Below are 12,009 nucleotides of genomic sequence, written 5' to 3' on the forward strand. Positions count from 1 at the left end.
GGGAGAGCCGCACATCGATGCAGCCCGCACCTCTTGGACGCTGCCGAACTGTACGGACTTCGCCGAAGCCGCTCACAGCAGCCCGCTCGCGGGTGGTGCAGGGCGCGGGACGGCCTCTAATACGTCGGGCTTGGGCTGGGCGGTGCGCCGGTAGCGCCGTCCCTCTTCGAGGGCGTTGGTGATGGGGTCGCCGTGCCAGCGGTTGGCGTCGCCGTTGGTGTCGCTGTGGTCGGCACGGATCCCGGCGGCGGTGACGCCGATCCGCTCGAGCTCGCGGGCGGTGCAGAGGCGCTGCGGCTCGACTTCAGGGCAGCCGCCGCGCCGTGTGTCCTGGAGGCGGGCTGGGCATGAGATCCGGTTGGCGCAGCCGCAGCGTGGGAGGCGCCGAATGCTCTGGAGGGAGGCTGAGCGCCGTGAGATCGGGTGGGTGGGAGGGCACCGGGCCCGCTGTTGGCAGTCGCCGTGCCGGAGGGCGGGTGGGTGGGGGTCACGGCGGGCGTCGCCGCTGCCCGGTCGTCGCTTCCGCTCGTGCTCGATGTGACGGCGAGAGTCGCGCCCAGAGCCACGGAGAGGGCCAGGGCCGTGCCCGCGGCCAGGCGACGGCTGTGGCGAGTGCCGCCGGGGAGGTCGCGCCGGGTGACCGCCGCTCCCTGAGACCGTATGTGCTCATCCGTTCCGGGGTGAGCGGCCGGCGGCGTCGGAAGGCGCGCCTCGGAGGGCACCGGGAGCGGCAGGGGGTAGGGATCAGGTCCGGCATGCCGGTAGGCGAGGGCTTGCGCGCACTGCTCGGCGTCCGGGCGGGCCTCGGGGTCCTGGGCGGTCATGGCCCGCAGCAGGGCCGCGAGGTCCGACGGGAGCCAGGCGGGGACTTCGGGTGGGCGGTGCAGGCGGGCGATTGTCGCTTCCAACGGGGTGCCCTGGTACTCCAGTTCGCCTTTCAGGCACTCCAGTAGGACCAGGCCGAGCGCGTAGACGTCGGCGGCCGGCCCGATCCGCCTGCCCTCAACCTGCTCCGGTGCCAGATAGGCGGCGGTGCCCAGCAGCACGTCCGGTGCCGTGTGGCGGGTGGCGTCGGTCAGGCGCGCGATGCCGAAATCGGCCAGGTGAGGAGCACCGGCCGCATCGAGGAGGATGTTCGACGGTTTGACGTCTCGGTGCACGACGCCGGCCCGGTGGACATAGGTCAGCGCCTGCGCGAGGGCGGCGCCCACATTCACCACACGCCGCTCAGGCAGCGCTCCATACTCCAGAAGGCCGCGCAGCGTGGGGCCCTCGATCAGTTGCATGACCAGGTAGGTGCGGTCGTCGTGGCGGCCGGCGTCGTAGACAGTGACCAGGTTCGGGTGCTGCAGGCGGGCCAGAAGGACGGCCTCCGCGGTGAGACGGTCCTCTGTCTGCGGGTCCGGACCGGGTCGGAATACCTTGACGGCCACGGGACGCCGAAGGCGCGTGTCAACGCCCTCGTACACGTCGGCCATGCCTCCCGATCCGATTCTCGCGCCCAACCGGTAGCGGCCGGAGAGGACTTCGGCGGGCTGCTCATCCGCTGGCACCGACGCGGGTGTCGGCGGGGCTGCTGACTGGCGGGCCTTCATCTGGTTCTCCGTTGCTGTCACCGCGTACCGGACTCGGCCATGGGCCATGGGCCATGCTGCGAGGCGGGTACCCCCAGCCTGCGCGAGATATCCGGCCCAAGTCGGCGCAGCGTCGAAACCGGCCCTACCTCCCTCCGTGGCCGGCGCGTTTGCGGCAGGTCCGGCCGGCTGCCAGCCGGACAGCGGCTCTGCCGCAGCGGCCTCTTTCGGTCCTAGGAGTAGCTCCAGTCCATGTCGCTCTGCTGGGCTGGTTCCCTGATCACGACCATGCGCCGGGTGTCTTCGTCCCAGATGCTGACGGAACCGGTTTCGTTGTCGACGTAGGTCACCTGCCCGATACGGTCGACCTGCCGCGTATAGCCCCGGAAGTCGCGGTGCTGCGCTGCTCCGGTGGACGTTCCCACGTCCGGGATCGCATATGGGTGACCACTGCCCGAGGCGGTCAGGCTCCGGGAGTAGCCGGCGTGCGGAGCGTCGCCGCCCGTTCCGGACATCGGGACGTCCTCGTCGTACACCGGCCCGGACGCCTGGCCGGCCGGCACATTGGCTGGCTCCACCGAGTTGACGAGACGGGTGAGTGACCGTTCGGCCATGTGCAGCATGCGCGCCATCGACGACACGGTGTACTCGCTGCTGAGTGCGGCCACGGTCCGGGCCAGGGCGTCAGGCATGCTCCCCGGCTCGATGTACGACTCTTCCTTGCCCTTTTCCCTGCGGCGCCACTCGGAGTAGAAGTAGTCGTCAGCCGCCATCACCGATTTGATCGTGGCCCAGCCGCTGGATTCCTTGTTCATGGACTTGCGGCTGGGCTTGGACGACTTCTTCTTGCTCGGCTCTGTCTTCTTCTCCGCGTATTTGCCCTTGTCCGGCCTGCGCGTGACGGGCGCGCCGGCTTCGCGACCGTCGCGGGCTTCATGGCCGGTTCGGTCCTTCACGTAGCGGTAGATGGCGGACTTGATGGCTTCCATGCTCCGCTCGCTCTCCACCTCGCTGATGATTTCGGCGAGTTCCGGACGGCTTGCCCTTGCCGTCTCCTCCCAGTACTTGAAGAGGTTCTTCTTCTCTTCCGATGTCCCGTTGAGCCAGGTGTTCTGGATCTGCTGTCGGTCCTCGGGACGGGTGATGATGCGGTCGGCGCGGAGCCTGGACTTGATCTGGTCCGATCCGTGGCCGACGCGGGCGGCCCCCGCCTCTGTGCCCGCGACGTCCTGCTTGCGGTCATAGGAAGAGAAGACCGGTTGCGCGCTCTCGTCGTAGTCCATCTCGATGTCGCTGAGGGACGGGGTCCGGTAGTTCCGCCGTGCGGCGAGCCCGGCGTCCACGATGCTCTCCGGGCCGTTGTTCTCGTGGGCATCCAGGGGTGGTTGCATGCGTGACAGAGCAGGCGTGGCCGGCATGTGCGAGGCCAGCTCCATCATGTAGCGCTTGAAATCGGGGTCGTTGACGACGTGCGCCTGGTGCCGGTACAGGTTCTCGAGCGATTCCCAGTAGTAGAAGCCCGGGTTCGGGTCGAAGTCGAGGTTTCGGAACCCCGCCTTGTTCCGGTAGTACGCCAGGGCCGCGGTGCAGCAGAGGCAGCCCCGGTACCTGCCCATGATGGCGTGCTCGCCCGCCGGCACCCGCCTTGCTGTTGGCCGTCAGGCGGCAGCCCTTCCGAAGCGGGACGGAGGCCTCTTCAGCGGCCCATGGTGCGAGAGGCGATGGACTCGCGAAGGGCACAGGGGGCTCTCGGGGATGCGGACGTTCTGCTGACCCTCACGAGTCGGATGCGCCGCTCCTCGACGCACCGCAGAGGAAGCGGGTCCGCTCGTGCTTGCCTCCTTCGGGCGCCGGGCTGACGGCATGTCGGGTACGCGCGGCGCAGCGCCGGCCTCCTGGGGAGCAGTGTGCGCCGTGTCACGCAAGCAAGGGTCGTCCAAGTTGCCCAGGTCACAGCGTAAATGCCCGTTTAGCCTCCATGCTCGAAACGGATGCAGCCCGAAGTGGACCGCACTGCCACTGACTTGGACGAACTGTGTCGAAGTGGGCTATGACACAGCGTTCGTGGCGTTCTCCTCGTTCCCCGTAGAAAGGTGCCAACCATGGCCGCTTACCTGTGCCCGCCTGCCGTGATACACGGCGAGCACACCGTGCAGACCAGCCAGATCGTGGAGGAAGTGCGCGGTCGGCACCCGCACGCGGCGTGGGCGCCGCGGATTGACGGCATCGCGGCCAGTACGGGCATCGAAACCCGCAGGTGGATGCTGCCGCTGGAGACCGCCGTCGCGCCCGGCAACGGGAGCGGTCTGCCGGCTGCCGGCATCGGGCCGGCCCGAGAGGCGCTGGCCGGTGACGGGTTCACCGAGCAGGACGTGGATCGCGTGATCGCCGCGCTTGAGGCGATACCCGCGCCGCAGACCGTCCAGGAGCGCACCGCACCGGCCTGGGCGGCCGTGCAGTCCTGTGGGGAGCAGGCGGCGCGGGGGGCCCTGCAGATCGCCGGGCTGGACGCCGCAGACGTCGACTGCTTGATCACCAGTCACTCCACCACCCCGGCGCTGCCGGGGCTGGACGTGGCCCTGGCCAACAGACTCCCGCTCCGCGACGACGTGCTGCTGCTGCCGGCCACCCAGTGGGCCTGCATAGCCGGGACCCGCTCCCTGGCGCTGGCGGCGGATCTCGTGGCCGCGGACCCCGACCGGGTGGTCCTGGTGGTGATCGCGGAGGCACTGAGCACGACCTACCAGCCCGCGGACGAGACTCTGGAGTCCTTGATCGTCCGCTTGCTGTTCGCGGACACCGCGGTCGCCGCGGTGGTCACGGGCCGCCCGAGGGCCGAGTCGGTGCTGCGGCTGGACGCCGCCTGGCACCACACCCTGCCGGGCACCCAGGACCTGCACCGCCTGGAGACACGGGAGGACGGCACGCACTTCGTGATGGACCGGCGCGGGCCGCGCGCCGTACAGGAGACGGTCACCGCGATGTGGGAGTGGTTGCGCCTGCGCTACCAGGACGACCCCGACTCGTGGCACCCCGACGTCCTGCTCGCCCACCCCGGCGGGACGCGAGTGCTGGAGTACATGGAGCAGACGATGCCCGACGGGTGGCCGTCGGGACTGCTGGACTACAGCCGGGACAGCTACACCAGCGGCAACCGCGGCGGCGCCGCCGTGTTCGACATCCTGCGCAGGGCGCACGACGCCGGGCAGAAACGGGGCAGTCGTGCCGTCCTGTACGCGGCGGCCCCGGGCCTCACGGCCACCGCCCTGGCGGGGGAGTGGCTGTAGTGCGAGCTCGCGCCGCCCGTACCGCCGCCTGACGGGTGGCGCACGCCGCCCGGCCCACCCGCAGCCGCGTCACCTCTCGACCGATGCCCAGACCACCTTGCCGGTGTCTGTCCACCGCACCCCCCACCGGGAGGTGAGCCCATGCACGACGTACAAGCCACGGCCACCGTCGTCGAGGAGCCCGCCGGGGCCCAGCCGCGGCCTGCCGTTGCCGGTGTCGCCCACCTCGCACAGCAGCCCGTGCCCGGCCCTGATCAGCCGTACCGTGATGGGCCCCTCGGCGAAGCGGACCGCGTTGGCGACCAGTTCGCTGACCACCAGCAGCACTCTGTCCCGGGTGTCGTCTCTGGTACGCCATTGCCCCAGCAGTTCGGAGACCAGCGTGCGGGCACGGGCGGCAGCGTCGCCGCGGGCGGGCAGACGCCAGGTCGCGGTGTCCCCCTTGCGGTAGCCGAGCATGCGCGCGAGCAGCAGGGTCACGTCGTCGCGCCGGCGCACAGGCGCCAGCGCGGAGACCACATGCCGCGCGGCCTGCTGCAGGGCATCCCAGGGGTGCACCGTGGACACGGCGGCTGACAGCCTGTCGATGCCCTCGTCGATCGGCAGGGCGGGATCCTCCACCAGGCCGTCGGTGTAGAGGGCGAGCAGCGAGCCCGGGGGTGCGTCGAACGCGTGTACGTCGTACGGCTCCCGCAGCGCGAACTCGGCGCCCAGCCCGGGATGGGGGCGTACCGCGACCGGGGCGGCGGGCCCGTCCGGGGGCATGAGGACCGGGGGGAGATGGCCGGCGCTGGACAGTGACACGCGGTGGCTGACCGGGTCGTAGACGGCGATGCAGCAGGTCGACCCGAGGGCGCTGTAACCGGCCGCCAGCCCGGACTCCGCGTCGTCCAGCAGCGTCACGGTCTCGTCCAGGTGCTCCAGCACCTCGTCGGGCGCCAGCCCCGCGGACAGCAGCGCGCGGGCCTCCATGCTCAGCTGTCCCATGGTCGCCGCGGCTCCGAGGCCGTGCCCGACGACGTCACCGACCACCAGCGCGGTACGGCCGTCCGGCAGCGGAAAGCTGTTCACCCAGTCACCGCCGACGCCCGCGCTGTCGGGGGTGGCGGGCTGGTAGACGCTGGCCGTCTCGATGGTGTCGCCGCCGGACCGGGGCAGGAGTCGGCGCTGCAACGCCAGCACCTGCCTGTGCTCGCGCTGGTGCTGACGGGCCAGGTCGACGTGATGAGAGGTCCTGGACACCAGTTCCTGCAAGTCGAACAACTCGCTGTCGTGGAAGGGGCGGTCCGCCCGCCGCCATACCTCCGCCACCCCCAGAACGACGGGCGGCGCGCCGTCCAGGACCAGCGGTATGCACGCCACACCCGCCGCGCGGTCACCGGGCACCAGGGCACGTACCAGCTGAGGACTGGCGAGTACCCGCTCGATCGCCTCCCGGTCGGGTATGACGACGGCCTGCGCGGCATCGTCACGCCGTATCGCGTGCGACAGCAGGCGACTCGCGTCGCTGGGAAGATCGTCGCCGGGAGTCACGTAGCCGTCGGGCCACGCCCGGTCCGGTACCAGGGCCGCCCGCCGCAGCCGGATGCGCCCCTGCGGCTGTTCGGTGACGACCTCGCCCGACCATACGGCGAAGTCGAGGTCGACGGCGGTCACGTCTCCCCAGGCCAGCAGGGACTCCGCCAGCGACTGCGCGGTCTCGCCGATGTCCAGCGACGTGCCGATCGCGGTCTCGGCGGCGTACAGGTGCAGCCTCTTGGCCATGGCGATCAGGGAGACGGTCAGGCCCTCCTGGGGCGCCGCCGCGGCCAGGATGCTCATCGAGACCACCAGCTCGGACCCGTCGCCGCGCCGCAGGCGCTGGACCCGGGCGACGTGCGGCTCACCGGTCTCGAGGACCTGCTGCAACCGACGCGTGACCGCCGGTACGTCCCAGGGAGGCAGAAGATCGACGAAAGGGGTCCCGGTCACGGCCTCCACCCCGGCGAAAACGGGGGCGTCCAGATTGCTGCGGGTGATTCTCAGATCCCGGTCCAGGCTGACCGCGCCGAGGATCTGCTCCTGACGGCCGGGGGTCGGGTTGGCGGGTACGTGCTGGCGGGCGGCGCTGTCGCCCTGCGGGTCGGCGGAACCGGTGGCCGCTGCCGCTCCGCCGCGTGGGATGTACTGTCCCAAAGCGCTGCTGACCATGTCGAACGGCGACGCAGACGAGGGGGAGGGGGTGGAGTCCATGCGGCTCTCTCAGCTCGCTCGCCAGCCCCGGCACAGCGCCGGGGCCGTACCAGAACCCGGGCGACAGGGTCCCGAATTCCTGACCGCACACCTCATTCAATAACACCCGGGACCGCTTCGCCTACACCAGCGGATCGCACAGCGGGCGCGGACAGTGACGGAAGGTGATGTCCCCGTGGCGGGCGCCGGCGCGTCACGGCGGCCACCTGACCCGCGGAAGCGGCCCGGCGCCCGTTCTTGTCGTTTCCTCACCCGTTGTGCCCGCTATTGCACAGCTGTGACAGCGGGCGCACAGCTCCGTCATCCTCCATTGGAAGACTCCTCTGATCGCATGGGGCGGCAAGCCGAGCGGACCGGTCAGGTCCCGGGGACGGCGGGCGGTTCCCGTGCACTCTCGTCACAGCGTCATCCACATCCCTGGGGGAACCTCGATGTCCGCTCGTAACCGTCGCAGCACCGCAGCCGTCATCACCGCGGGTGCCGCCGCACTGCTCACCCTGTGCGGCACGGCCGCCACCGCGACGGCCGCTCCCTCCAGGGGCGATGCCAAGGCCGGCGCCGCGATGGTCGCCGCAGCCGCGTCCACCCAGACGGTCACCGTGCCCAGGGGGCTGACCATAAGCGACGGCACCCGCCACGTCCTCGTCAACGGCAGGTCGATCGACTTCGGCACCGTCGTCCGCGACCTGGCCTGGAACCCCAGCGGCAGCAAGGCCGCCTTCATCGACGGCCACGGCAACCTCGTCGTCTCCAACCCCGACGGAAGCCACCGCGTCACCGTCGCCGCCAACCCGGGCGGTCAGACCTGGTCGCACCCCACCTGGCAGGTGACCGCGGCCGACAAGGCGAACCAGATCCCCGCGAAGAACAACCTCGTCTTCGCCGCCAAGATCCACGGCCGCACCGTCCTGGAAGGCATCAAGGCCACCAGCAACCACGGCAAGCCCGCCAAGATCAGCCTGAACGGAGACCCGGGAGACGGCGGCGTCCCGCAGACCGACAACGCCTGGCCCAACGTCGGCGGTGCCTACGGCTCGGCCGTCTACGAGAACACTCACACCGGCGAGGTCTACATCCGTGACGACTACCTGCGTCAGCAGGGCGGCGCGCTGGCCAAGGGTTCCGAGCCCGCACTCTCCCCCGACAACGAGGAGGTCGTTTTCGTCCGGTCCGTCCACGGGCACGACCACCTCTTCGTCGAGGACTTCAGCACCGGCACCAACGTCGTCAAGGACATCACCCCCAACGCCACCACCGACTACACCGAGCCCACCTGGTCGCCCAACGGCAAGACCATCGCCTTCCGCGCTCCCACCGGCACGTACACCGTCACCAAGACCGCTCACGGCTTCGGCAACCCCGTCAAGGTCTCCAAGCACACCGGCCTGCCCGCCTACCGCGGCTGACCGCCGCCCAAACGGCCGCCGGAGCGGGCGAGTTCGGCCCTCAGCTCGGCCAGGTGCTGGTCGGCTGTGTCATGCGGCAGGTACTCGACCACATCGAGAAAGCGGAACAGGACCTGGGTCGAGGTGACGGCGAACTCGTAGTCGCCGAACCCCACCACGGCGCCCAGCTCACCCCGGACGGCACCCCGGACGACATGCGCGGTCATGTCGTCCGGGCTTTCCGCTGTCAGCCCCCGCCGCGCGTTGGGGCGAGCCAGGTACGGGCAGACCATCGCGGCGTAGAGCATGCACGCGCGATGCCCCGGAGCTTCCAGTGTCGCCGCCATGTTGCGGTACGGCCGCCCGGCAGCAAGCGCCTCGCGGATCGCGGAACTCTCCGCGGCGCCGACCACCCGCCACACCGGGCCCTTGGGTATCAGGGTGTTGCAGACGGAACACAGACGCTTTCGCGCGCACTCGGCGCTGCGCCCGTAGTCGGTGATCGCGAACTGGGGCTCGTCCCCCTCCCACGGAGTGATGGCGGGTACGGGGTAGCCACGGCTGTCGCGAGGTCTGGCCTCGACGGTCGCCGGCATGGGCACGGAATCGAATCGCACACCCCATGGTTACCCACGGGCCCGCGTTACCGCGACGGTTGCCCGGTACCGGCCCCGCTGCCCGCCTTGCACCGCTGCCGCCCCTCACGATGCCTTGAGGAGGTCACGAGGGAGGAACCGGCCCGCTGCCATGTGACCTTCATCGCGGTAGGGGAGTCTCGGAGCGTTCACCGTCGGGCGGTCCGCTGCCGGCGGTGGGGACGACACATCTCCCGATGACGGAGGTCACAGGGCTGTGGGTGGAAGCACGGGGCAGGAATGCCGTGCGCGGGGAGAGCAATACCTGTGCCCGTGGAATGAGAAATAGGTGCGGGGTACGGCGAGTATTCCTCGACGGCCGGCCGGAGCGGAATTAGCCACCGTGCAGGGGTGATCGCGCCGTGCTACTGTCGATCAAAGTTGCAGGTGTGGTTGCCAGAAGGTTCATTTCCGACGGGGTAATCATCACGGCGACACGGAATTCGCACAGGGCGAACTCCTGACATCGTCTCCGAAGGAGAAATGAAATGGCTACTGGCACCGTGAAGTGGTTCAACGCGGAAAAGGGCTTCGGCTTCATCGAGCAGGACGGCGGCGGCGCCGACGTCTTCGCCCACTACTCGAACATCGCCGCCCAGGGCTTCCGTGAGCTGCAGGAAGGCCAGAAGGTGTCGTTCGACATCGCGCAGGGCCAGAAGGGCCCGACGGCCGAGAACATCGTCCCCGCCTGACGCCGGCGCTGACGCATACTTCGCAGCTGGGGCCCGCACCTCTGGGGTGCGGGCCCCAGCTCGCTGCATTTCGGGGCGCGCGACGGGAAGGTTCCACCAGGTCACCGGCCGGTGACGCATTCCCCGTCGGTCCGACTCGACCCACATCGACTTCGGCTCGTCTCGAAATTCTCTGCGCCGCTCTTCTGCTGCGGGAATTCCTTGCTACGCGCCGCACCAAGGAAGGTTCCGCATGAACCGTGCCCAGAAATCCCGAACATATGACCGCTTCGGAGGAGTTGCCGGCGCCAACCGCTCCGCTGGTCCGCGCCGTTCCAAGGGCTACGGAAATCGACAGGCCGGCCGGCCCGCACAGGCCGTACAGGGCGAGTTCGCGCCGCCGAAGACGATCACGCCCGCGCTGCCCGCCGTCGAATCGTTCGGTGAACTGGCCATGCCTGCAAGGCTGTTGGCCGCGCTCGGCCATGAAGGCGTGACCGTGCCCTTCCCGATCCAGGCGGCGACCCTGCCGAACTCCCTGGCCGGTCGTGACGTACTCGGCCGTGGCCGCACCGGCTCGGGCAAGACGCTCGCCTTCGGCCTCGCCGCACTGGCCCGCACGGCGGGGCGGCGCGCCGAGCCACGGCAGCCGCTCGCTCTCGTCCTCGTCCCCACCCGCGAACTCGCCCAGCAGGTCACCGACGCGCTCACGCCGTACGCCCGCTCCGTGAGCCTGCGGCTGGCCACCGTCGTCGGCGGGATGTCCGTCGGCAGGCAGGCCGGTGCGCTGCGCACCGGGGCCGAGGTGGTCGTCGCGACACCCGGGCGGCTCAAGGACCTCATCGACCGGGGCGACTGCCAACTGGACGCGGTCGCCATCACAGTCCTCGACGAGGCCGACCAAATGGCCGACATGGGCTTCATGCCCCAGGTCACGGCCCTGCTCGACCAGGTGCGGCCCGACGGGCAGCGGATGCTCTTCTCGGCCACCCTTGACCGCAACGTCGACCTGCTGGTCCGCCGCTACCTGACGGACCCGGTGGTCCACTCCGTTGATCCGTCGGCGGGCGCGGTCACCACGATGGAGCACCACGTCCTCCATGTGCACGACGCGGACAAGCATCGGACGACCACCGAGATCGCGGCGCGAGACGGTCGAGTGATCATGTTCCTCGACACCAAGCACGCGGTGGACCGGCTGACCAAGCACCTGCTGAGCAGCGGTGTCCGCGCCGGGGCCCTGCACGGTGGCAAGTCCCAGCCGCAGCGCACACGGACTCTGGCCCAGTTCAAGAGCGGGCATGTGACGGTACTGGTGGCGACCAACGTCGCGGCACGCGGGATCCACGTCGACAACCTCGACCTGGTCGTCAACGTGGATCCGCCCAGTGACCACAAGGACTACCTGCACCGTGGCGGTCGTACGGCCCGCGCCGGCCAGTCCGGCAGCGTCGTCACCCTGGTGACCCCTGATCAACGTCGCGACATGAGCCGGCTGATGGCTTCGGCAGGCATCAACCCCCAGGTCGCCCAGGTACGTTCGGGCGAGGCGGAGCTGAGCCGCATCACCGGTGCCCAGGCTCCGTCGGGAGTCCCGGTCGTCGTCAGCGCGCCGGCCGTGGAACGTCCCGGTGGCGCGTCTTCTTCGTCCCAGGGGCGGTCCCAGGGACGTCGGGGCCGCCGGGGCCGCGCAGGCCAGGGCCGGCCCGTCGGCGAAGCGGCGCGCCGCAGGGCCCAGCAGCGGCCCAGCGTCGCCTCGGCCGCCTAGGGCCTGTCTGGCAATTCCCGTCCGTCTCGCGACGCCATGCACGCTCCCCCAGCCTCCGGCCGGGGGGACCCCAACTCGCCGCAGACAAGTACGTGTCCAGTACGAGGGCCTACGCCCGGCAACGCCGAGAGCACGCACCTGACGCCGCGAGGCCGCCCTTCGGGCGACGACGGGAATTGTCAGACAGGCCCTGGAGCCGCCTACGGGACGTACTCGCCGGACCGCCCGTCCTCGCCCTCGCCCGCTGATCCAACCCAGCCGGCCCTGGAGGCGTGAAGGACAGGCGGAGACCGCATTCAAGGACAGGCGGAAAACCGCCACCAGAGACCCGGTGAGGGCCCTGCCGACGCGCGTCGGGGGGGGGGCCCCCCTCGCCGGGGGGCTGTTTGTGTTGGGGGGGGGGGAGGGGGGAAGGTCGGTGGGAGACAGGGGGGGAAGATTAAGGGTGTTTGGGTAG

The 12,009-nt window shown here is 70.2% G+C and carries 8 protein-coding genes; 4 read left to right on the forward strand and 4 right to left on the reverse strand.

Annotated elements, in window-relative coordinates; all coding sequences use genetic code 11:
• Positions 1 to 116: 116 nt before the first annotated feature.
• Together ACZ7OO_RS12400 and ACZ7OO_RS12405 are read right to left on the reverse strand one after the other, a co-directional pair.
• Positions 117 to 1,595: a serine/threonine-protein kinase gene (locus tag ACZ7OO_RS12400; protein ID WP_471504113.1), complete on the reverse strand. Its 1,479-nt coding sequence runs from the start codon at positions 1,593 to 1,595 to the stop codon at positions 117 to 119.
• Between the two features lie 212 nt (positions 1,596 to 1,807).
• Positions 1,808 to 3,190 carry a hypothetical protein gene (locus ACZ7OO_RS12405; RefSeq protein ID WP_471504115.1) on the reverse strand — a complete coding sequence of 461 codons (1,383 nt, stop codon included), beginning with the start codon at positions 3,188 to 3,190 and terminating at the stop codon, positions 1,808 to 1,810.
• A gap of 486 nt (positions 3,191 to 3,676) precedes the next feature.
• Here ACZ7OO_RS12405 and ACZ7OO_RS12410 point away from each other — a divergent pair, with 486 nt between their 5' ends.
• Positions 3,677 to 4,861, forward strand: a complete 1,185-nt coding sequence (locus ACZ7OO_RS12410) for a beta-ketoacyl-[acyl-carrier-protein] synthase family protein (protein WP_471504116.1) — start codon at positions 3,677 to 3,679, stop codon at positions 4,859 to 4,861.
• Positions 4,862 to 4,930: 69 nt separating this feature from the next.
• Here the strand turns inward: ACZ7OO_RS12410 and ACZ7OO_RS12415 are convergent, their stop codons facing one another.
• The gene (locus ACZ7OO_RS12415; protein ID WP_471504118.1) at positions 4,931 to 7,093 is read right to left on the reverse strand and encodes an ATP-binding SpoIIE family protein phosphatase; all 2,163 of its coding nucleotides are present in this window, start codon (positions 7,091 to 7,093) and stop codon (positions 4,931 to 4,933) included.
• Positions 7,094 to 7,524: 431 nt separating this feature from the next.
• Here ACZ7OO_RS12415 and ACZ7OO_RS12420 point away from each other — a divergent pair, with 431 nt between their 5' ends.
• Positions 7,525 to 8,499, forward strand: a complete 975-nt coding sequence (locus ACZ7OO_RS12420; RefSeq protein WP_471504120.1) for a TolB family protein — start codon at positions 7,525 to 7,527, stop codon at positions 8,497 to 8,499.
• On the opposite strand, the gene ACZ7OO_RS12425 is transcribed toward ACZ7OO_RS12420, so the two are convergent.
• Positions 8,487 to 9,095 (reverse strand): hypothetical protein, encoded by a 609-nt coding sequence (locus ACZ7OO_RS12425; RefSeq protein ID WP_471504122.1) that lies wholly within the window; start codon positions 9,093 to 9,095, stop codon positions 8,487 to 8,489. The two genes, ACZ7OO_RS12420 and ACZ7OO_RS12425, sit on opposite strands and share 13 nt — an antisense overlap.
• 506 nt (positions 9,096 to 9,601) lie before the next feature.
• Between ACZ7OO_RS12425 and ACZ7OO_RS12430 the strand changes: the two genes are divergently transcribed.
• Positions 9,602 to 9,805, forward strand: coding sequence for a cold-shock protein (locus tag ACZ7OO_RS12430; RefSeq protein WP_030224351.1), 204 nt, complete (start codon positions 9,602 to 9,604; stop codon positions 9,803 to 9,805).
• A gap of 232 nt (positions 9,806 to 10,037) precedes the next feature.
• Complete coding sequence (locus ACZ7OO_RS12435) at positions 10,038 to 11,552, forward strand: DEAD/DEAH box helicase (protein ID WP_471504123.1); 1,515 nt, start codon at positions 10,038 to 10,040, stop codon at positions 11,550 to 11,552.
• Positions 11,553 to 12,009: the final 457 nt, after the last annotated feature.

It is taken from the genome of Streptomyces sp. NPDC111744 (assembly GCF_055634995.1).